Annotated in this window: 19 protein-coding genes; 11 read left to right on the plus strand and 8 right to left on the minus strand. The window is 72.4% G+C overall.

Annotated features, from left to right (window positions below; all coding sequences use genetic code 11):
• The first annotated feature begins 16 nt into the window (after positions 1-16).
• Together ACFVT2_RS09590 and ACFVT2_RS09595 are read left to right on the plus strand one after the other, a co-directional pair.
• Positions 17-1,471, plus strand: a complete 1,455-nt coding sequence (locus tag ACFVT2_RS09590) for a SulP family inorganic anion transporter (RefSeq protein ID WP_390014319.1) — start codon at positions 17-19, stop codon at positions 1,469-1,471.
• A gap of 163 nt (positions 1,472-1,634) precedes the next feature.
• Positions 1,635-2,081, plus strand: a complete 447-nt coding sequence (locus tag ACFVT2_RS09595; protein WP_390014321.1) for a nitroreductase family deazaflavin-dependent oxidoreductase — start codon at positions 1,635-1,637, stop codon at positions 2,079-2,081.
• 75 nt (positions 2,082-2,156) lie between these two features.
• Here the strand turns inward: ACFVT2_RS09595 and ACFVT2_RS09600 are convergent, their stop codons facing one another.
• The 3 genes from ACFVT2_RS09600 to ACFVT2_RS09610 all read right to left on the minus strand — a co-directional run bounded on the left by ACFVT2_RS09600 (position 2,157) and on the right by ACFVT2_RS09610 (position 5,745).
• Positions 2,157-4,283, minus strand: coding sequence for an ABC transporter permease (locus ACFVT2_RS09600; RefSeq protein WP_390014323.1), 2,127 nt, complete (start codon positions 4,281-4,283; stop codon positions 2,157-2,159).
• A gap of 120 nt (positions 4,284-4,403) precedes the next feature.
• Entirely contained in the window at positions 4,404-5,201 is a 798-nt protein-coding gene (modA, locus tag ACFVT2_RS09605) for a molybdate ABC transporter substrate-binding protein (RefSeq protein WP_390014325.1), read from the minus strand.
• 148 nt (positions 5,202-5,349) lie between these two features.
• Positions 5,350-5,745, minus strand: coding sequence for a molybdopterin-binding protein (locus tag ACFVT2_RS09610; protein ID WP_100601900.1), 396 nt, complete (start codon positions 5,743-5,745; stop codon positions 5,350-5,352).
• A 372-nt stretch (positions 5,746-6,117) separates the two neighbouring features.
• On the opposite strand from ACFVT2_RS09610, the gene ACFVT2_RS09615 reads away from it, so the two are divergent.
• Positions 6,118-6,540: a molybdopterin-binding protein gene (locus ACFVT2_RS09615; protein ID WP_390014328.1), complete on the plus strand. Its 423-nt coding sequence runs from the start codon at positions 6,118-6,120 to the stop codon at positions 6,538-6,540.
• A 134-nt stretch (positions 6,541-6,674) separates the two neighbouring features.
• Here ACFVT2_RS09615 and ACFVT2_RS09620 read toward each other — a convergent pair whose 3' ends face one another.
• The 3 genes from ACFVT2_RS09620 to ACFVT2_RS09630 form a co-directional block, all read right to left on the minus strand.
• Positions 6,675-7,190 (minus strand): molybdopterin-dependent oxidoreductase, encoded by a 516-nt coding sequence (locus ACFVT2_RS09620; protein WP_390014330.1) that lies wholly within the window; start codon positions 7,188-7,190, stop codon positions 6,675-6,677.
• Positions 7,191-7,399: 209 nt separating this feature from the next.
• Entirely contained in the window at positions 7,400-10,198 is a 2,799-nt protein-coding gene (locus tag ACFVT2_RS09625; RefSeq protein ID WP_390014332.1) for a molybdopterin-dependent oxidoreductase, read from the minus strand.
• On the minus strand, positions 10,195-11,037 hold the full coding sequence (locus ACFVT2_RS09630; protein ID WP_390014335.1) for an FAD binding domain-containing protein: 843 nt from the start codon (positions 11,035-11,037) through the stop codon (positions 10,195-10,197). The genes ACFVT2_RS09625 and ACFVT2_RS09630 overlap by 4 nt, the downstream gene beginning before the upstream one ends.
• Before the next feature lie 206 nt (positions 11,038-11,243).
• On the opposite strand from ACFVT2_RS09630, the gene ACFVT2_RS09635 reads away from it, so the two are divergent.
• Positions 11,244-12,761, plus strand: coding sequence for a PucR family transcriptional regulator ligand-binding domain-containing protein (locus tag ACFVT2_RS09635; RefSeq protein WP_390014338.1), 1,518 nt, complete (start codon positions 11,244-11,246; stop codon positions 12,759-12,761).
• A 22-nt stretch (positions 12,762-12,783) separates the two neighbouring features.
• On the opposite strand, the gene ACFVT2_RS09640 is transcribed toward ACFVT2_RS09635, so the two are convergent.
• Positions 12,784-13,191 carry a molybdopterin-binding protein gene (locus ACFVT2_RS09640; protein WP_390014340.1) on the minus strand — a complete coding sequence of 136 codons (408 nt, stop codon included), beginning with the start codon at positions 13,189-13,191 and terminating at the stop codon, positions 12,784-12,786.
• Positions 13,192-13,808: 617 nt separating this feature from the next.
• On the opposite strand from ACFVT2_RS09640, the gene ACFVT2_RS09645 reads away from it, so the two are divergent.
• Positions 13,809-14,585, plus strand: coding sequence for a hypothetical protein (locus ACFVT2_RS09645; protein ID WP_390014343.1), 777 nt, complete (start codon positions 13,809-13,811; stop codon positions 14,583-14,585).
• Between the two features lie 24 nt (positions 14,586-14,609).
• The gene (locus ACFVT2_RS09650; RefSeq protein WP_390014345.1) at positions 14,610-15,284 is read left to right on the plus strand and encodes a hypothetical protein; all 675 of its coding nucleotides are present in this window, start codon (positions 14,610-14,612) and stop codon (positions 15,282-15,284) included.
• A gap of 323 nt (positions 15,285-15,607) precedes the next feature.
• Here ACFVT2_RS09650 and ACFVT2_RS09655 read toward each other — a convergent pair whose 3' ends face one another.
• Positions 15,608-15,811: a hypothetical protein gene (locus ACFVT2_RS09655; protein ID WP_390014348.1), complete on the minus strand. Its 204-nt coding sequence runs from the start codon at positions 15,809-15,811 to the stop codon at positions 15,608-15,610.
• Between the two features lie 375 nt (positions 15,812-16,186).
• Between ACFVT2_RS09655 and ACFVT2_RS09660 the strand changes: the two genes are divergently transcribed.
• The 5 genes from ACFVT2_RS09660 to ACFVT2_RS09680 are packed head-to-tail and all read left to right on the plus strand — an operon-like array spanning position 16,187 to position 20,046.
• Positions 16,187-16,372: a hypothetical protein gene (locus ACFVT2_RS09660; protein ID WP_390014351.1), complete on the plus strand. Its 186-nt coding sequence runs from the start codon at positions 16,187-16,189 to the stop codon at positions 16,370-16,372.
• An 11-nt stretch (positions 16,373-16,383) separates the two neighbouring features.
• Positions 16,384-17,085: a hypothetical protein gene (locus tag ACFVT2_RS09665; RefSeq protein WP_390014354.1), complete on the plus strand. Its 702-nt coding sequence runs from the start codon at positions 16,384-16,386 to the stop codon at positions 17,083-17,085.
• Positions 17,082-18,068, plus strand: a complete 987-nt coding sequence (locus ACFVT2_RS09670) for a DUF6895 family protein (RefSeq protein WP_390014356.1) — start codon at positions 17,082-17,084, stop codon at positions 18,066-18,068. The genes ACFVT2_RS09665 and ACFVT2_RS09670 overlap by 4 nt, the downstream gene beginning before the upstream one ends.
• Positions 18,065-19,009, plus strand: coding sequence for a DUF6895 family protein (locus ACFVT2_RS09675; RefSeq protein ID WP_390014358.1), 945 nt, complete (start codon positions 18,065-18,067; stop codon positions 19,007-19,009). Before ACFVT2_RS09670 ends, ACFVT2_RS09675 begins: the two co-directional genes overlap by 4 nt.
• Entirely contained in the window at positions 19,009-20,046 is a 1,038-nt protein-coding gene (locus tag ACFVT2_RS09680) for a serine hydrolase domain-containing protein (protein WP_390014361.1), read from the plus strand. Before ACFVT2_RS09675 ends, ACFVT2_RS09680 begins: the two co-directional genes overlap by 1 nt.
• Positions 20,047-20,048: the final 2 nt, after the last annotated feature.

Below are 20,048 nucleotides of genomic sequence, written 5' to 3' on the forward strand. Positions count from 1 at the left end.
AGGCGGACTGTACGTGATGAAGCGATTCCCTTTCCTCCGGGCGGACTTCACCGCCTCCCTCGTGGTCTTCCTCGTCGCCGTCCCACTGTGCGTGGGTGTGGCGGTCGCCTCCGGCGTACCGGCCGAACTGGGGCTGGTCACCGGCATCGTCGGCGGACTGGTCACCGGACTGCTCCCCGGTAGCAGCCTTCAGGTCAGCGGCCCGGCCGCCGGCCTGACGGTGCTGGTCTTCGAAGCGGTCAAGACGTACGGCCTGGGCGTGCTGGGCGCGCTGGTACTGGCCGCGGGCGTGCTCCAACTGGCCATGGGTGCCCTGAAGTTGGGGCGCTGGTTCCGGGCGATCTCGGTCGCGGTGGTGCAGGGCATGCTGGCGGGCATCGGGCTGGTCCTGATCGCCGGGCAGCTCTACGCCCTGGCGGACGCCAAGGCGCCCGGCAGCGGGCTGGCCAACATCGGGGCGCTGCCGCGGCTGGTGCTGGACACCGCGCGGTCCGGCACCGCGCTCGCCGCGCTGGCCATAGGGGCCGGCACCATCGCCGTCCTGGTGTTCTGGCCCCGTTGGCGGCGTGCGGCGCGGATCCTGCCGGCCCCGCTGGCGGCGGTCGCACTGGCCACCACCTCGGTCTGGGCACTGGATCTGCCGGTCGCCCGGGTGCAGGTCAGCGGGTTGTTGGACGCGGTCCAGCCGCCCGGTCTGGCCGACATCGGCCGGCTGACCGAACTCGGGGTCCTGGGCACGGTGCTGGCGTTCACCCTGATCGCGTCCGCGGAGTCGCTGTTCAGCGCGGCGGCGGTGGACCGGCTGCACGACGGGACACGGACCGACTACGACAAGGAGCTGATGGCCCAGGGCGCCGGCAACGCGGTGTGCGGAGTGCTCGGTGCGCTGCCGATGACGGCGGTGATCGTGCGCAGTGCCGCCAACGTCCAGGCGGGGGCCCGGACCAAGGCGTCCCGGGTGCTGCACGGGGTGTGGCTGCTGCTGTTCGCGGCGGCGTTCCCGGCGGCGCTGGGCGTGGTGCCGGTCGCGGCGCTGGCCGGTGTGCTGGTGCACGCGGGCTGGAAGCTGATCCCGCTGCGGGAGCTGCGGCCGCTGTGGCGGGCGCACCGCGGTGAGGCGGTGGTGCTGTGCGTCACCGCGATCGCCATCGTGACGGTGAACATGTTCGAGGGCGTGCTGATCGGACTGCTGCTGGCCGTGGCCAAGACCGCTTGGGAGACCTCGAAGGCGCACCTGGAGGTGCACATCCCGAGCGTTCCCGGCCCGGTGCGGGTCAGGGCCGTCGGAAACGCCACCTTCCTGCGACTGCCCAAGCTCCTCGACCAGTTGGAGTCGCTGCCGGCCGACCGGGACGTGGAACTCGATCTGAGCGGGCTGCGCCACGTCGACCACGCCTGTGAGGCGGCATTGGCGAACTGGGCCGAGCAGCACCGCCGAAGCCGGAGCCGGGCGGTCGAGCTGGTCTCCTGATCCGGCGCTCCGGGCCGTGCTCCCGGCGGGGACCAACGGCGTTCCCGGCCGGGAGCAACAGCACCGGACGGCGGGCCGGCCATCGATGTGGCGGAGCCGGAATGATCCCGCCGGCTCCGTCGTTCACAGAGGACCAGGAGTCTTCGACGAGAGGGCGGACGACATGCCTCTGCAGGGAGAGTACGAACCGAGCCCGACCGCGTGGGTCCGCGATCAGGTCGAGCTGTACGAGGGATCCGGCGGCACGCAGGGCACGACGCTCCGCGGCCTGCCGGTGATCGTGCTGACCACCCGCGGCGCCAAGTCCGGCAAGCTCCGCAAGAGCCCGCTGATGCGGGTGGAGCACGCGGGGGCGTACGCCGCGGTTGCCTCCCAGGGCGGCGCTCCCAAGAACCCGGTCTGGTTCCACAACGTGCTCGCCGATCCGCGGGTGGAGCTCCAGGACGGTCCGGTCCGCCAGGACATGACGGCCCGCGAGGTCACCGGCGAGGAGAAGGCCGCGTGGTGGGCGCGGGCGGTCGAGGCGTACCCCGACTACGCCGACTACCAGGAGAAGACGGACCGTCAGATACCGGTCTTCGTACTGGAGCCGGCGGGCAGCCCGCACTGATCACCGCCCGGCGGGCCGCGAACTGCGGCCCGCGGCCCGCTAACTGCGGGTGCCAGTCGCAGGTCTGACGCATCGTCAGAGCGTCACCAGGGTGACCTCGGTGGCCTTGACGCTGGTCCAGACGGCGGCGCCGTCGGCGAGCCCGAGTTCCAGGGCCGCCGCCGGAGTGATCTCGGCGACGAGATCGGGCGCCTCGGACGAGGTGATGACGACCCGCAGTCGGCTGCCCGCGGCGGTGATCTCCCGTACGGTGCCGGGCCAGACGTTGCGCGGACTGCCCGCGGGCCTGTCGACGTGCACCGAGACCGCCTCGGGGGCGATCACCGCGAGCGCCTCGGTGCCGTCGGGGAGCGGGTCGGCCACGACCAGGTGGCCGCCGCCGGGGAGCGCGAGTCCGTCGCCGGCCGCCGTGCCGGACCAGGCGTTGCGGCCGAGCATCCGGGCCACCCAGGGGGAGCGGGGATTGCGGGTGACCTCGGCGGGCGGGGCGTCCTGGAGGGCACGACCACCGTCCAGAACGAGGACCCGGTCGGCGAGCGAGACCGCCTCGACGGGGTCGTGGGTGACGATCAGGCAGACCCCGCCGAAGCCGGCGAGATGGCCGCGCAGGGTGTGCCGGACGTGCGCCCGGGTGGTCTGGTCGAGGGCGGCCAGCGGTTCGTCGAGCAGCAGCAGGCGCGGCCGGGCGGCCAGCGCCCGGGCCAGGGCTACGCGCTGGGCCTGGCCGCCGGACAGCTGGGCGGGCCGGCGGTGGGCGAGCGGACCGACGCCGAGCCGGTCGAGCCACTGCTGTGCGGTGCGCCGGGCCTCGGCGCGCGGGACGCCCTGGGCGCGCAGCCCGTAGGCGGTGTTGGCCAGCGCCGTCAGATGCGGGAAGAGGGCCCCGTCCTGGGGGACCCAGGCGACGCCCCGGCGGTGCGGGGGCAGTGCGGTGACGTCGGACTCCCCCAGGCGGAGGGCGGCCCGGGCGCGCGGGGTGAGCCCGAGCAGGGCGCGCAGCAGAGTGGTCTTGCCGGCGCCGTTGGGGCCGACGACGGCGATGGTGGTCCCCGGGGCGGCCTGGAGGGTGAGAGTGGTGAAGCCGGTGACGTCGGCGTGCAGCGGCCAGCGTTCCCCGGGGGACGGGTCCGGCGCGGGCGACTCCGGACGCCCGGCGTCCGTGGCACCGACCGCCGACGGCGCGACGGTCCCACCCGTCCCCGCGGCAGCATCGCCACCACCGGCGCCCGGGCCACCGGTGGCCGGCTCACCGCCCCGCTCACCGCCACGGTCGGTGTCAGCACCGCTGTCGCGCCCCATGCCGTCGGCGCCGTCGCCGCCGTCGAGACGACCGGCACGAACACGGCGGCCGGACCGACCGGACCGGTCAACGGGCCCGCCCGTCCACCGCCCGCGCAGGCACACCAGCACGGCCATGGCGATGGCGAGCAGCAGCAGGGAGACGGAGGTGGCGGCTTCCGGGGAGTCCTGGAGCAGCAGGTAGACCTGGAGCGGCAGGGTCTGGGTGGTGCCGGGCAGGTTGCCGGCGAAGGTGATGGTCGCGCCGAATTCGCCGAGCGCGCGGGCCCAGGTCAGCGCGGCGCCGGCGGCCAGGCCGGGGGCGACCATCGGCAGGGTGACGGTGCAGAAGACCCGTACCGGCGAGGCGCCGAGTGACGCCGCGGTCTCCTCGTAGCTGGTGCGGAGCCCGGCGAGGGTGCCCTCCAGACTGATCACGAGGAAGGGCATCGCGACGAAGGTGGCCGCGACCACCGCACCCGAGGTGTGGAACGGCAGCACGATGCCGAAGGTGTTCTCCAGCCAGGGGCCGAGGAGTCCGCGACGGCCGAAGCCGAGCAGCAGGGCGACACCGCCGACGGTCGGCGGCAGCACCATCGGCAGCAGCACCAGCGAACGGACCAGCACCTTGCCGGGGAAGTCGACCCGGGCCAGCAGCCAGGCCAGCGGGACGCCGAGGAGCAGCGACAGGCCCAGCGCCCAGCACGACACCAGCAGCGACAGCCGGAGCGCTTCGAGCACTCCGGGCCTGGTCAGATGGGTGCCGAGGTCGCCCCAGCTGGTGCGGGCGAGGATGCCGAGCAGCGGCATCAGCAGGAACGCGATGGCGAGCAGCGCGGGAACGGCCAGGGCGACGGGGGTGCGGGCACCGGGCGCGCGACGTCGGCCGGCCGGCGCCGGGGCAGAGGTGCTGGGGCGGCTCATCGGGAGTCCTGGGATCGGGGCGGGCGTCGGGTCCGGGCGGGCCGGCGGACGACGGCAGGTACGGCGGCGGGGTGGGGGCTGTCCACTCCCCCGAGCCGGACAGTCCCCACCCCGCAGTGGTCACGGCTTCTGGAAGCCCGCCTCCTGGAGGAGCTTCTGCGCCTCCGGGGTGCTCAGCCACTTCACGAACGCGGCGGCCGCGGTGGAGTGCTGGGAGGACTTGAGCGTGGCCGCCGGGTAGGAGGCGACGGCGTTCTGGGCGTCGGGGATGTCGATGGCGTCGACCTTCTTGGGCGCGGTGGCGGCGTCCGTCTTGTAGACGATGCCGGCGTCCGCCTCACCGAGTTCCACCTTGCTGAGCACGGCGCGGACGTTGGGCTCCTGCGAGACCGCCTTGACGGTCAGGTGCTGGGCGTCCAGGACCTTCTTGCTGTAGCGGCCGACCGGTACCTCGGGGGCGGCCAGCACCACCTTCAGCTTGCTGTCGGCGAGGTCCTTGAGGGCGCCGACCTTCTTGGGGTTGCCCTTGCCCGTGGCGATGACCAGGCGGTTCTTGGCGATGACGGTGGGGGTACCGGTGTCCGCCTTGAGCCCGTCCATGGTCTTGGTGTCGGCGGTGACCAGGGCGTCGGCGGGGGCGCCCTGCTTGACCTGGGCGGCGAGTTCCTGGGAGCCCGCGAACGAGAAGGCGACCTTGGTGCCCGGGTGCTCCTTCTCGTAGACGGCGCCGGCCTTCTGGAAGACGTCGGTGAGCGAGGCGGCGGCGAGCACGGTGAGCTTCGTGGTGCTGCCGGACCCGGCGTCGCCGCCCTTCTTGGCGCTGTCACCACTGCCGCCGGAGCAGGCGGCGAGCGGGACGAGGAGGGCGGCGGTGACGAGCGCGGTGGCGGCGCGGCGTCCGGTGAGATACGGGGACATGGTGCGGGGCTCCTTGGTACGCGGGGCGATGCGGTCGCCCGAGCGGATGGGGACATAGCCGCGCCGTGGACGGGCGACGCCGCTGGGTGGTGCGGCCGGCCCGGAGGGAGACGTGGGGGCGGACCTCCGGGTGGTGGCGCGCGGGGGTTCAGGTGCGGTCGATGTGCACGCTGGTGGATTTCACCCGTGCGACGGCCTGCATGCCGACTTCCAGTCCGAGTTCCTCCACCGCTTCGCGGGTGAGCAGGGACACCAGGCGGTGCGGGCCGGCCTGGATCTCGACCTGGGCGGCGACGTCGCCGAGTTTGACGGCGGTGACGATGCCCGGGAAGGCGTTGCGGACGGAGGTGTAGGTGTCGTCCTCCTCGCCGCCGGCGGACTGGCCCACCTCGATCGAGAAGGCGGCCAGGTCCCGGCCGTCGATGAGGCGGCGGCCGCTGTCGTCGCGGTGGGTGGCGACCCGTCCGGCGTCCGCCCAGCGGCGGGCGGTGTCCGGACTGACGCCCAGCAGCCGCGCCGCCTGGCCGATTGTGTAGGACTGCATGTGCGACAAGATATGAGGTATTGGCTCGCATTTACAATCCTTTTGGCATTCCTCCACAGCAGATGCAAGGCCCATTGGAGGAAGGGACAAGCGCGAGTTCCGGCCACCGGAAAACCGGGCGGCATACGCGGGGCCCGCACCCGACAGGCCGCATCCCGCGAGGAATCCGCACCCGGAGCCGCTTACAGTGCGAGGGACAGGAAGACCATTACGGATATCCCCGCGATAATCCGCATTGCGCCGTAATCCAGCGTACCCAGTGCAATCCGGCGGATTACCCGACATTCCCCGCACTGCACCGCCTCTCGCTGTGCCGCTCGGTATTTCTCCGCACACTCCGCCGCACGTCTCGCACCCGAGGAAGTGGTTTCCATGAGCCTCAGCATCCGTAACCAGCTCCCCGGCACGGTTCTCGCCGTGACCGCCGGGGAGGTGATGTCGACCGTCGCGGTACGGCTGTCCGGCGGCCAGACGCTCACCGCCGCGATCACCGTGGAAGCCGTCAACGACCTGGGCATCACGGTCGGTTCAGCGGTGCGCGCGCTGGTGAAGTCCACCGAGGTCGCCCTGTCCACCGGTGCGGTCGACGGGCTCAGCATCCGCAACCAGCTCCCGGGAACCGTCGTCGCGGTGGCCACCGGCGGCGCGATGGCCGGGGTCAAGGTGGCCGTGGCGGGCGGAGAGCTGACCGCCGCGATCACCAAGGACGCGGCGGCCGACCTGGGGCTGACCACCGGTTCCGAGGTGACCGCGCTGATCAAGTCCACCGAGGTCGCGCTGGCCACCGAAAGCTGAGCGATCCGGCGCCCGGCCGGCGGCCGCCCCGGCCCGCGCCACGGCCGGCGCGCGACGCCCGGGCGACAGCCGGCACGTAGGCCCGGGCGACAGCCGGCGCGTGGGTCGCCCCACCGGCGGGCGCGGCCCGCGGCCTACCGCTCCCCCGGCGCCGGGCAGGTGCCCACCCAGATGCCGGTGATGGCGCTGATGTACCGCGCGCCGCAGCGGTCGGACGGCACCACGAGCTGGCTGCCCGCGGCGTCCAGCGGCTCTCCGTCCATCGCCGTGGCCAGCAGGATCGGGGCGTTGCCGAAGTCGGCGTCGATCTCCGCCCAGGACAGCACGGTGTGGTGGCCGTCCCCGCCGGTCACGGTCAGCAGGAAACGGGAGCGGTCCTTGCGCCGCCGGGCATCGAAGACCGGGCCCGCCTCGTCCAGGACGTCCCGCAGCAGCGGGCCGTCGAAGGTGTGGTGCTGCGGGCCGTTGGTGGCGCAGTCGAAGACCACGGGAGCGTGCCGCTGCGGCCAGCGCTCCCGCAGGTCGGCGACGGTCAGCGTGAGCGGGCGGCGCAGCTGACCGCTGATCAGGAAGCGCCGGGCGGCGGGCGGGGCGTCACCGGGCGTGCCACGGACGGCGACGGGGCGGGGCGGCGGGCTGAGTCGGCTCATTGGTGTCCCCCTGGAGACGGTCCACGCGGCGGCTGCCTCCCGGTGATGCCCCGGCGACGCATGACTCAATCACATATGCCAACCAGCAACCCATGTTCCCCTTGCGTAAGTGAGTTGAATGGGGGCAAGAGGGTGGCAGTTCCGGGGCCCCTTCTCATCGGCAGGGCCGCCCCGGAACCGCCGCGCCCGCTCGGGCGACCGGACCGTGGTCACACGGAGCCCTCCCGCGACGGGTGCGCCCGGGCCGACCAGCCCTCCTCGCCGCCCTCCGCACGGTGCTCGGCGAGGGCCAGCCACACCTTGTCCCGGAGGAAGGGCACCTCGGTGAAGCGCACCCCGGTGGCGTCGCGCAGCGCGTTGCCGAAGGCGGGGGCGACCGGGTTGAACGGGCTCTCGCTCATCGACTTGGCGCCCAGTGGCCCGATGGCGTCCGAGGTCTCCATGAAGTGCACCTCGGTACGCGGGACGTCCGCGTAGGCCGGCAGCCGGTAGCGGCGGAACGCGGGGGTGAGGACCTTGCCGCCGGCGTCGACCAGGACCTGTTCGAAGAGGGTGGCGCCGAGCGCCTGGGCGACCCCGCCCTCGACCTGGCCGCGGCACTGCATCGGGTTCATGACCTTGCCCGCGTCGGCCGCGTGGACGCTGCGCAGGATCTTGATCTCGCCGCTGTCGGGATCGACGGCGATCCGGAACCACTGGGCGTTGAAGGCCACCGAGCGCGGGGAGCCGCCCCAGTGCCCGGCCGCCGCCAGTTCCACGTCGCGCTCGCGGGCGGCCTCGTGCAGTTCCTTGAGCGAGACCGTCCGCCCGGCGCACTCCACGGCGTCGGTCAGCAGGTGGCACTGGCTGCGCGGGGTGCGGGCGTATTCGGCGGCGAACGACAGGATCCGCTCGGCCAGTCCGTTGGCCGCCCGCATCACGGCCTTGCCGGCCACGACGGTGCCGGCGGAGCCGAAGGCGCCGGTGTCGTGCCGGACGACGTCGGTGTCGGACTGCCGGATGACGATCCGGTCGACGGTGGTGCCCAGCGCGCCGGCGGTGATCTGCTTGTGGACGGTGGTGGTGCCGTTGCCGAACTCGGCGGTGCCGACGGCGATGTCGTAGATGCCGTCCTCCAGGAGCGTCACGGTGGCATCGGCGTAGTGGCCGCCGGGCGGGCCGGTGGCGATCATCGACATCGCGGTGCCCTGGCCGACCAGCCAGCCGTCGGGGGCGTCCTCGGCGCTGTGGTCGGCGGCGATCGCGTCGCGGACGACCTTCAGGCACTGGTCCAGGCCGTAGCTGGCGATGTGGAGGTCCTCCTCCTCGCCGCCGGGGCTGATCATGTGTTCCCCGGGGCCGATGATGTTGCGTTCGCGGAAGACCAGCGGATCGATGCCGAGGCGGCGGGCCAGCTCGTCCATGGTCGATTCCACGGCGAAGGTGACCTGGCCCAGCCCGTAGCCGCGGAACGCACCGGCCGGGACGCAATGGGTGTAGACGGAGTAGGCGTTGACCTTCTTGTGGGGGGCGCGGTAGACGGCCATCGACTCGCCGACGCTGTGGAACATCACCGCCGGTCCGTGGTTGCCGTACGCGCCGGTGTTGGAGACCACCCGGAGCTGAAGGGCCGTCAGGGTGCCGTCGCGCTTGGCGCCGGCCTTGATGCCGATGGTGAAGGGGTGCCGGGTGGTGGCGCCGAAGAACTGCTCGGCGCGGGTGAACTCCAGCTTGACCGGCCGGTGCAGACGCATCGCGGCCAGCACCACGATGTCCTCGGTCAGCATCTCCTGTTTGCCGCCGAAGCCGCCGCCGACCCGGCCGGCGACCACCCGGACCCCGTCCTCCGGCAGGTCGTACAGGGCGCACAGGGCACGCCGGATCAGGAACGGGACCTGGGTGCTGGAGCGGACCACGATCCGTTCGCCGTCGCCGTCCTCCGTCTCCTCGAAGTAGGCGACGGCGCCGTGGGTCTCCAGGCTGGCGTGCTGCACCCGCTGGGTGCGGAAGGTCTCCTCGTAGATCAGGTCGGCCTCGGCGAAGCCCTGCTCGACGCTGCCGATCTCGCCGTGCACCTCGCCGACGACGTTGTCCTCCGGGCGGGAGATCCGGCAGTCCGCGGAGTCCTTGGGATGGACCACCGGGGCGCCGGGCCGCATCGCCTCCTCCGGGTCCAGGACGTGCGGCAGTACCTCGTACTCCACGGCGATCCGGCGGCAGCCCTCCTCGGCGGCGCCCTCGGTGTCGGCGACCACGGCGGCCACCCGCTGTCCGACGAAGCGGACCATGTCGTCCAGGACCCGGGTGTCGTCGGGGTCCTCGGTGGGGTGCTCGTGGCGGGCCGAGGAGAACAGCCGCTCGGGGGCGTCGTGGTGGGTGAGGACGAGGCGCACGCCGGGGACGCGCAACGCGTCGGCGGTGTCGATGGAGACGATCCGGGCGTGCGGGTGCGGGGAGCGCAGCAGCTTCATGTGGAGCAGCCCCTCGACCTCGATGTCGAAGGTGTAGCGGGCGGTTCCGGTGACCACCTGGGGGCCGGCCGGGGCGCCGAGGCTGCGGCCGACCGACTCGCCGGGACGGGGCTCCTCGACGTGGGTGACGCCGCGGATCGCGTCCTCGATGGCCCGGTAGCCGGTGCAGCGGCAGAGGTTGCCCTTCAACGCCCGTGGTAGGTCGGTGAGTTGGTCCTCGTTCAGCTTGGCCGTGGTCATCAGGAAGCCGGCGGTGCAGAAGCCGCACTGGAAGCCCTGGGCGCCGAGGAACTTCCGCTGGACGGGGTGGAGTTCGCCGTCCGGTTCGGCCAGACCCTCGACCGTGGTGACCCGGCGGCCGTCGGCGCGTACCGCCGGGTAGAGGCAGCTGTGCACCGGTTCGCCGTCGACATGGACCGTACAGGCCCCGCAGTCACCGCCGTCGCAGCCCTTCTTCACCCCGAACCAGCCGCGGTCCCGCAGGTAGGTGCGCAGGCACTGACCGGGGCGCGGTTCGGCGTCGAAGTCCCGGCCGTTGACGTGAAGGGCGTAGCTCATCGGACAGCCTCCTTGGGGGACGGCGAGCGGGTGGTGAGTTCGGCGCGGACCTCCTCGGCGAGGCGGAGCGCCATATGCCGCCGCCAGGCGGGCAGGCCGTGGATGTCGTCGAACCACTCGGGGTCGGTGACGGCCCCGTCGAGGGTGCCGCGCAGCACGGCGGCGCTGGGCGGGGTGGGGAACCAGAGGCGGAACGGGCGGACGGTGGCGGCGGTGACGGTGAGCGCCAGCGAGCCGTCCAGGGGGTCGAGGGCGCCGACGACCAGGGCACCGGAGCGGCCGAGCCCGTAGAGGGAGACCTGGCGGAACGCGGTCCGGCAGGTCAGCGCGCGGGCGGGCAGGGTCACCGAGCGGAGGAGTTCGCCGGCGGCGAGGTCCTTGCGGCCGGCGCCGGTGATGAAGTCGGCGACCTTGATGCGGCGCCGGGAGCCGTCCTGGGCCTGGAGCAGGCAGCTGCCGTCGAGGGCCGCGGTGAGCGAGATCATCGGCCCGGCGGGCAGGCCGTTGCAGAGGTTGCCGCCGACGGTGGCCATGTTCCAGATCTTGAACGAGGCCAGGAAGGCGCGGCAGCACTGCTCGAAGAGGGGCGCGGTCGGGGCCGGGAAGGTTGCCGCGAAGCGGGAGAGCTGGGCGATGGTGCAGGTGGCGGCGATCTCCAGGGAGCCGTCCGGGAGTTGGCCGACCGGCTCCCAGCCCATCCGGCTCAGGTCCACCAGGCGCCGGAGGTGCGGCTGCGGTTCGGAGAAGAGGTAGGTGCCGCCGCCCAGCCAGGCATCGCCGGTGCGCCAGGGGGCGTGCTGCCGGGCGTCGCGCACCTCCAGCACGGTGTTCAGGTCCATGCCGTCGAGTGAAGCAACCCGGCGGCCTGGCGCACGACTGGTCCGCAGCACGGAAAACACACCAACACCCGGACCCGAAACTGGATGATCAACCAAGAGGTATATCGGCAAGAACGCCTGGCATTTACGATGCCAGAACCCACATTCACCTCGTGAATGTGAGATACCGGGGTTCCGTGCCCGGTAGCCGTCCAAGGAGCCACCACATGCACGTCCACGACCTCCTCCAGCTCGATGCGCTCGACCTGACCCTCCTATGGGGCGAGGACTCCCTACTCGCCCAGGAGGTCAGCGGCGTCACCGCCACCGACCTGGAGGACCCCGCGCGGTTCCTCCAGCCGGGCGAGCTGGTGCTGAGCGGACTGGTGTGGTGGGCGCCCGGAGACGACCGGGAGAAGGTGGACCGCTTCGTGGCGGCGTTGGCGGACGCCGGGGCAGCCGCGCTGCTGGCCGGGGAGGAGACCCACGGGAAGGTCCCCGACGTCCTGGTCGAGTCCTGCCGCGCACACCGCGTCGCCCTGCTCACGGTGCCCGCACACACCACCTTCCGGGCCATCACCGAGGCGGTGTACCTGCGCCGGTGGGGCGACCTCAGCCGCCGCCCCGCCGGCCACTACGCCCTCCCCGAGAACGTGCGCACCGAACTCGCCGGGCTGATCGCCGGGGACGCCGCACCGGACGCCCTGCTGGACCGGGCGTTCGCGCATCTGGGCGGCCCGGCCTGCTACCTGCTGACCGTCGCCGGCCGGGTGGTCGCCCACACCCCCGACGCCCCCGAACTGACCGCCCGGCAGGCCCGGCGGGACCTCGCCGCCGGCGTCGGCAGCACACTGCGCATCGAGGGGGACCCGGGGCCGTACGACGCCTGGTTCCTGCACCTGCGCGGCGCGGACGACGCGCCGCCGCGGGTGCTGCACGAGATCGCCGAGGTCATCGCGCAGTACCGGCACCACGATGCGGCGCGCGGGACCGCCGCGCGGCGGGCGACGGACGCCCTGTTGGCCCTGGTCGCCTCGGGCGCCGCCGAGGGCGCGGCGCTCGACGCGGCGCTGCACGCCTGCGGGCTGCCCACGAACGGCCCGTTCCACGTGGTGGTGGCCGCATCGGACGGTGCGGAGCCCGGGCAGGCGGTCCGGGCGCTGGCCGAGGCGCTGCGGCATTCGCCCGGCGAGCCGTTCGCGGCCGGGCTGCTGCCGGGCGGCGAGGCGGCCGCGGTGGTCGTCGCCGGCGTCGGCGAGGAGGGGCGGCCGTCCCTCGGCGAGGTGTGGCCGGCGCTGCACGCATGCCGTCCGCAGGCGCCCCTGCACGCCGGGGTGAGCGGTCCGGTGGCCGCCGTCGACCTCAACCCGGCACTGGACCAGGCCCGTTACGCCCTGGCCGCGGCCCGGTCGGCGGCCCCGGAGGGCGCCGAGGTGACCGACGTCGACGACCTGACGACGCTGGGCGCGCTGCTCTCCGGGGTGCCGTCCGACGTCCGGGCGGCGTTCAGCAGCCGGGTGCTCGGCCCGCTGGCGCGCGGTGGCAGTGCCTCGCACCGGATGCTGCTGGAGACGCTGGAGGTGTTCCTCGCCCAGCACGGGTCATGGGCGCGCACCGCGGAGATCCTGCATCTGCACGTCAACACCGTGCACTACCGCGTCCAGCGGATCGAGACCCTGACCGGCCGCGACCTGTCGCGGCTCGACCACAAGCTGGATCTGCACGCGGCGCTGCTGTGCCGCTGACCGCCGCGGTCCGCGGGCGGGTTCAGCCGCGCTCGTCGGGCCGGTCCACGTGCACATGGGTCGACTTGATCCGGGCGGTGGCCTCGACGCCGACCTCGATGCCCAGCTGCTCGACGGCCTCCCGGCTGACCACCGACACCACCCGGTGCGGCCCCGACTGGATTTCGACCTGGGCGATCACGTCGTCGAGGGTGACGGCGGTGACGATGCCGGCGAAGGCGTTCCGGACGGAGGTGCGGACCTCGCCGGGCACCGGGTGCGCGCCGGCCGCCCGTTCCTTGGCGAACGCGGCCAGGCTCACCCCGTCGATCACGCGGTTGCCCGCCCCGTCCCGGTCCATCCGCAACTGCCCGCCGTCGGCCCAGCGACGGACGGTCTCCGAACTCACACCCAGCAGCCGCGCTGCCTGACCAATGCTGTACGAGGGCACGTCGGCACTCTAGAGGACCCCGGAACCGACCCGGGCGTCAGTCCGGCCGTCGCCGTGCCGCCGGTCGGCGCCGGCTCCGCGCCCTCGGGGAGCGATTCCGGCATCTCGGCCGGCGTCAGCTTTCCGTCGCGGAAGCGGAAAGCGCTGGTGGTGTACTCGGCGGACCTCCACGACTTCTTCCGGCATGAGGACATCGGCTGCGCCATCGCCGCGCGACGCGAGACGGACGGGTTCACCAACGGGTAGGAAGTGACGGCGCGAGCCGGAAGGGAGCCATGGAGCCGGCGGCAACGGCCTGGCAACCGGCCGCACTTCAGCCGTACTTCAGGCGCACTTCAGGCACACTTCAACGGTCGGATCCACGAGATGGTTCGGGACGTGTCCGTCGAGTGTCTACCACCCGTACCGGGACGACCGCTGCTCCGCCGCTCGGCCACGCGCGCCGATTAGGCAGGCAGGAGCCGCGTGTTCCCGTGGCCGATTCCCCATGACCCATCTGGACTAAATCGCTCTGTCTTCGGTGCCGTTGCGCAAATGGTGACGAAGATTGCCCCCAGCGTATTCCCGCCGATGCCGGGCGCCTACGCCGTCCTTCCCGAATCCCGCAGAGGAGTGCCGTGGCCACCGATGACCGCGAGTTACTGCTGAGCCGCAATCCCGACAAGCGTGCCCTGAGCGAGAAGATGCACCGGCTCGGCTTCGGAAGCTACTACGACTTCCCGGAGAAGATCCCGGCCATCAAGTCGACCGAAGTGCCCGCCAACCACTGGAAGGACCCCGTCGGCAACAACAGCGACGGCTACGGAGTCGTCGGCAACTGGAAGGTGATGAGCTACTACCGGGGCGTGCCGACCTATGTCGGGGATCCGGTCTTCAACGACACCCCTGACGACGCCTCGATGACGGTGGGCGGGTCCCGGACCATCGGCTCGGAGTACACCTTCGGTGTCGAGTACTCGGCCGAGGCAGGCTTCTTCGACTTGGTGAAGGTGTCCACCACGTACTCCTTCAGCGCCAGTTGGAGCGAATCGACCACCTTCTCCCAGTCGATGACCGTGAACATCCGGCCGGGCTGGGTGGCCTGGATCGAGGTCTCCCCGGTGGCCCGTGTCCTCGACGGCGACTTCGTCTACCTGCGTGCCGCCTCCGGCACCCGGAAGATCGGCAAGTTCAGCGGCGTCATCGAAGCACCCGGCATCGAGGGCAACTTGAAGGACCTCTACACCCTTCGCTCCACCCCCATGACCGACGCCCTCGTCTCCCGGGTACGCGCCCTGTCCGGCCAGGGCGATTCCGCAGTGCAGACGGTCGACGGCGGTGGGCTGCGCTTCCCCGCCGACCTCCTCTCCAACGACCTGCGCACGCAGGCCGAGCGACACGACCTCGACCACTGACCGGAACCGGCCCAGGAGACGAACTTGAGCACCGACGACACCGCCCGACCCGCAGATCCGGCCGCGACCGAGGTGGACGCCGCCCAGCGCGCAGCCAAGGACGATGAGTCCGGGATCCTGTCCAACCAGAACTTCATCCACTACAAGGACAAGGACAACACCAGACGGCGGCTCGCCGCCAACATGCCGTTCCTGCTCTACTGGTGCAAGGGCACGGGGGACACCTACTATCCCGTCGGCCTGTGGGACAACAAGGATTTCTCCCCCAAAAGCTCGGTGGACAGGTCCGGCATCGTCCAATGCCGTTTCGTGACCGCCGACGGGGACCTCGACAACCACACCGTCAAGGACGCCGAGTTCCAGTACCGCGTCGGCAGCGGCTCGTGGTCCCGGCCGGTCCAGCGCAAGGGCAAGTACCACTACATCGCGCACTCCGGTTCCAGCAACACCATGCGCAAGATCAACAACTGGAACATCTATCCGGAGCAGATCCGGTTCGCGCTGCGCTTCGACATCTCCGGCGTAGGCGACTCGTGGATCTCCGAGGACGAGTACACCGGCTCGATCCGGATGCGGGACAGCACCGGCAACCGCGCCTGGCTGGCCGCGGTCCGCCACGGCACCACCTGGGACGACCCCTTCGGCAGTAAGGCCACGTTCGCCCCACGCTCCTGGAACAACGACCTCGGCAAGGGCTGACCCGCAGCCCACCCACCCCGCGTGGTCCGCCACCCGATCGACCGCGCCACGAGCGCCATCCCACACTGCGCTTGTCCGCCCGGCCCCCACCAAGGCCGGGCGGACACCGCCTTCGGGCCAGGCAGGGGGCCGTGCGAAGAAGCCTCGCAGGACCAAGAGGTGCTCTGACGGGGCTTCGTCGTCACAGCCGCTCTCTCACAGAGGGCGGTGTCTCCGCGAACACCGCCGCGCCCCTACAGGCCGCGATACGGCGACTGTTCGACGGCCAGCCCCAGCACACCGACGGACACCTCGCCAAGGAGAACTCGCGGCCATCCACCACCTCAAGACCCGGAACCGAAGGGAGCAATCCGGGACAGCAACAGGGGGAAGAAGGTGAAGGCGGCGAAGCCCAGGTTGTACATCCGGGTCCGGCCGCATGTGTCGCCGAGCCGGCCGAAGCTGACCACCAGGACGGCGGTTACCACCAGGTAGCTCATGATCAGCCAGAGCGGCAGGCCGGTGTTTTCCGGGTTGAGGGGGGCCACCCCGATCTCGGGCGGTCAGGGGCGCCGGACCAGACCTCGGGAGCGCTGCCGGGCAGGACGGGCGGAGGTGGTCGCCCGCACCGGGCGGACCAGCGGGCCCCCCGCCAAATGCCACCGAACAGAGCAGTCCGGTTCGCAGCCGGCCCGAACTTCGGCACTCCGCGCCCGCGCTCGGCCCCCGACCACGGCGCACATCGCACCGGTCATTCAACTCCCTTTTCCAAAAAGCGAGTTACCGAGGAGTCGGAATCCGCCTCCGCCAACGGGCTGCAATCGGCGCCCCCTCGACGAACCCGCACCATCGGAATAGTCCGGTTTGCGGCGATTTGCGGCCAATGCCAGCCTGGAGACCCATTCGTCGAAGGAGTTGATCGCATGGTTACGGATCGCACAGCACCGATCGAGACCACTGCTCTGTCCGCCGAGGTCGAGGGGCTGCTCAGCCCCGCGGAGCCCGACGGTGTCTACCGCGATACCCGCCGGTGCGGGGGCGGGCTGCTGCTGCTCGGCCTGCTGCTGATCTCGCCCCCCACCCCTCGCCCGAAGACCGGCGTTCGCTGAGGGGAATCGCGTTGGCTGAACAGACGCAGGGAGCAGTCCCGCTCAGCGCTGTGATCGCCGATGCCGCAACCGGGGTCGCCCTCGCCCTTCAGGGTGGGGGCGACCCCTATGCGCTCTCCCGGATCCTGCGTCAGGGCGACCCGCTCGCCCCGGCCGCGGTCCGGGTTCTGGGCGCCGACGCGCTCGCGCCGTACGCCTTGGAGCACCGTGCGGTGCCGGTGGGCGCGGACGACGAAGCGGTGGTGCGGCAGACACTGGCGACCTATCCCCCGGGCGCGGACGCTTCCGAAGTATCGGCATGGACCTATCGCGGCCTGATCGAGGCCACGCACGCCTACCTCCCCTCGGGCGCGCAGCCCTGGCCGCGTCCCCCCGAGACCGGTGCCGAGTGGACCGGCACCGACCCCTGGCCCCGACTCGCCCACCGGGTCTCCCAACTCGCGGCACTGGCCCTCCCCGGGCTCGCGGCCGACCTGGAGGAACAACTGACCGCACGCACCGACGACTTGGCCCGCGGCTTCGTCCGGGCGGTACGCCGCCGGGACTGGCTACAGGCCGCCGGAGCGGGCCGCTGGCTGGCCCGGCTCCCCAACGTGCCCTCCACCCTGGGGCTGGACGCGGGCCTGGCCTTCGTTCGGCAGATGGGTGGCGGTGACCCACGGGTGGCCCTGCATGTGGTGGCCGCCCAGCGGTTCTTCGGGCGGGGCTGGTGACCGCCGGCCGGGGCGACCCGGAGCTGCTGGACCGGATGGTCGGGGCCGGCCTGGGCTGGCTGGCGGAGCGGCGGGACTTCTTCCGCCTGCCACCGGACGCGACCACCGACGCCGACCCCAACCTCACCCTCAAACCCCTCGGCGAGCTGGCCGAACTGACCCATCTCATCGCCTCCTCGCACCCACGCGCGGACCTCCGGGCCGCGGCGGAGCGCCTGTTCGCCTTCGCCTGGCAGGAGACCCGCGAGGGCGAACTGTTCGCCGAGCTGATCCGCGGCGAGCCGTACGCCACCTACCCGGTGGAGATCTACGGCGCCTTCGCCCAGGCCGGGCTGCGGCATCCGGCCGTCGAGGAGCTGGTGCTCACGACGGCCGGGCTGCGCGGTTGGCGGGTGGCCCGTGAGGACCACACCCGCACGCTCGGGGTGCTCAACGCCGAGCGGCGGATCGGATTGGCCCAACACGCCGACTTCGACGCCGAGTTCGCGCTCACCGGGCTCGGGCTGCTACCGGAGCCCTGGGCGCTGGACCGCAGGGCGGTGTACGGCCTGACCCACGACGTCTTCCACCTCACCGACTGGGGCCGCAACCGCCGGCGACTGGCTCCCGAGGCCGCCGGCTACCTGCGGCTCTGGCTGCCCTCCTGGCTGGCGAACTGGCAGGAGGAGCAACTGTGGGACCTGGTGGGCGAGTTGCTGGCGGTCGCGGCCTGCCTGCCGGCACCCCCGTACGACGCGGCGGCCTGGCAGCGACTGGCCGCCGCACAGGCCGCCGACGGCAGCGTGCCCGAGACCGGTGCCGCATCGATGCCGACCGACCCGACCGAGGTGTTCTGGGCCTGCTACCACTCCACCCTGGTGACCGCGTTTGCCGGCACCCTCGCCCGTATCGCCTCGGACGAGGCCGAAGCCGGCCCGGTGCGGGTCGGGGACACGGCGGCGGTGGCCGGGCGGACCCCCATCGAAAGCGAGGCTGCGCTGTGACCGTGACGGCTGCGTCCCTGGCCTCCCCGGCCTCCCCGGCTCTGCTGCACCGGGTCGGTGACCGGGCCCTGAGCTGGCTCGACGCGCACCGCGACTACTTCCGACTGACGCCCGAGGACCGCGCCACGGGCAGCGCGACGATCGAACGGCTCAAGCCCATCGGCGAACTGGCCATCAACATGCAGGTGTTGTTCCGGGAGGGCGTGGCCGGATCCCGGCAGCGCACCCGGGCCGGTGCGCTGCTGGACTTCGCCTGGCGGGAACTGCTCGACGGCGGCAACGTACTCGCCGCACTCCAACACGACGAGCCGCACTCCCCGGTGCCGCTGGAGGTCTACGCGCCGTTCCACGAACTGGGCCACCGCCACCCGGGCCTGGAGGCGGCACTGGAGGTGTCCCGACGGACCACGACCTGGACCGCACTGGAGATGGTGCCCAACCGACGGCTCGGGGTGCTCAACGCCGAACGCAAGGTCGGACTGACGCCCAGCGCCGACTTCGACCAGGCACTGGCGCGCACCTGGTTGGGCCGACTGCCCGAACCCTGGACGGTGCAGCTGCACATCGCGTACGACATCACCCACACCGTCTTCCACATCACCAACTGGGGCGAGGCACCGGACCGGATCCCGCCGGACATCGCCGACTACCTCACCCGGTACCTGCCGGCCTGGCTGGACGACTGGGCCGACCTCGAACACTGGGACCTGCTCGGGGAACTCCTGGTCGTGGACGCCTGTCTGCCGCACCCCACCCTCGACGCGCGGCTGTGGGAGCGGTACGCCGCAGCCCAGGCGGAATCCGGCGCGATGCCCATCCAGTACGGGATGCCGGAGGGCGATCCGGACGTGGTCTTCGACCTGGTCCACCACCCCACCCTGGTCGCCGCGTTCGCCTCGGCGATGGCCACCTCCCGCGCGCTGACCAGCGCCGCCGGCTGATGCGGGCCACACCCGGCGGGCCCGGGCTCGCAGACCGGCTGGCGGACGCGGTGACCCGGATCGACGCCCCGGACGTCGTCCTGGCCGTCACCCGACAGGGCCGCCGCACGGTGGTCAGCGGCGGCACCGCACTGGCGCCGCCCACCCCGCGCCCGGCCCTGCGCTACGAACTCGGTTCGCTGTCCAAGACGTTCAGCGTGTTGCTGTTGGCGGACCTCGCGGTGAACGGGGTGCTCTCCCTGGACGATCCGGTCGCCGCCCGGCTGCCGCGGCTACCGCTGAGCCATCCGTGGTCGGGCCGGATCACCCTGCGCCACCTGGCCACCCACACCTCCGGACTGCCGCGGATCCCCACCGACCTCCTGCTCGGCGCGCTGGTCCGCCCCTACGAGAACGGCTACTCCGGCTACGACACCGAGCGGCTGCTGCGCACCTTCGCCCGGACCCGACCCCGGCACCGGCCCGGCACCCGCTGGCACTACTCCAACTTCGGGCTGGCGCTGCTCGGCCCGGCGATGGGCCACACGACCGGGACCGACTACCCCGACCTGCTCACCACCCGGGTGCTGAAGCCGCTCGGCCTCACCGGCACCACCCTGGCGCCCGGCACGACCGGCACCGACGCCGTCGGCCACCGCACCAACGGCACCACCCCGGTCCGCAGCACCGACATGGGGGCGTTCGCCGCCGCCGGCGCGGTCCGGTCCACCCCCGACGATCTGCTCAGCTACGTGGAGGCGCACCTCTTCCCGGAGAGCAGCCCGCTGGCCGGGGCGCTGCGCGAGGTGCGGATCCCGCTGCTGCGGCGCGGCTGGCGGCACCGCAACACCCACACCCTGACGTGGTACCAGCACCCGGCGGCGCGCGGCCCGCTGCTGTTCCACGTGGGCGCGACCTTCGGCCAGCAGGCGTTCGTCGGCTACCACCCGGCGTCCGGGACCGGGCTGGTCGCGCTGGCCACCCGCCGCGGCCGCACCTGCCGGATGGTGACCACCGCCTACGAGCTGCTGTACGCGCTGGCCGGCGACGACGGCTGAGG

It is taken from the genome of Streptomyces sp. NPDC058000, assembly GCF_042886435.1.
GTDB lineage: Bacteria > Actinomycetota > Actinomycetes > Streptomycetales > Streptomycetaceae > Streptomyces.

Bases quoted from the DNA above. Each gene is read 5' to 3' on its own strand.
- ACFVT2_RS09590 (WP_390014319.1), top strand. From the start codon at position 17: ATGAAGCGATTCCCTTTCCTCCGGGCGGACTTCACCGCCTCCCTCGTG.
- ACFVT2_RS09595 (WP_390014321.1), top strand. From the start codon at position 1,635: ATGCCTCTGCAGGGAGAGTACGAACCGAGCCCGACCGCGTGGGTCCGC.
- ACFVT2_RS09600 (WP_390014323.1), bottom strand. From the start codon at position 4,283: ATGAGCCGCCCCAGCACCTCTGCCCCGGCGCCGGCCGGCCGACGTCGC.
- modA (WP_390014325.1), bottom strand. From the start codon at position 5,201: ATGTCCCCGTATCTCACCGGACGCCGCGCCGCCACCGCGCTCGTCACC.
- ACFVT2_RS09610 (WP_100601900.1), bottom strand. From the start codon at position 5,745: ATGCAGTCCTACACAATCGGCCAGGCGGCGCGGCTGCTGGGCGTCAGT.
- ACFVT2_RS09615 (WP_390014328.1), top strand. From the start codon at position 6,118: ATGAGCCTCAGCATCCGTAACCAGCTCCCCGGCACGGTTCTCGCCGTG.
- ACFVT2_RS09620 (WP_390014330.1), bottom strand. From the start codon at position 7,190: ATGAGCCGACTCAGCCCGCCGCCCCGCCCCGTCGCCGTCCGTGGCACG.
- ACFVT2_RS09625 (WP_390014332.1), bottom strand. From the start codon at position 10,198: ATGAGCTACGCCCTTCACGTCAACGGCCGGGACTTCGACGCCGAACCG.
- ACFVT2_RS09630 (WP_390014335.1), bottom strand. From the start codon at position 11,037: ATGGACCTGAACACCGTGCTGGAGGTGCGCGACGCCCGGCAGCACGCC.
- ACFVT2_RS09635 (WP_390014338.1), top strand. From the start codon at position 11,244: ATGCACGTCCACGACCTCCTCCAGCTCGATGCGCTCGACCTGACCCTC.
- ACFVT2_RS09660 (WP_390014351.1), top strand. From the start codon at position 16,187: ATGGTTACGGATCGCACAGCACCGATCGAGACCACTGCTCTGTCCGCC.
- ACFVT2_RS09680 (WP_390014361.1), top strand. From the start codon at position 19,009: ATGCGGGCCACACCCGGCGGGCCCGGGCTCGCAGACCGGCTGGCGGAC.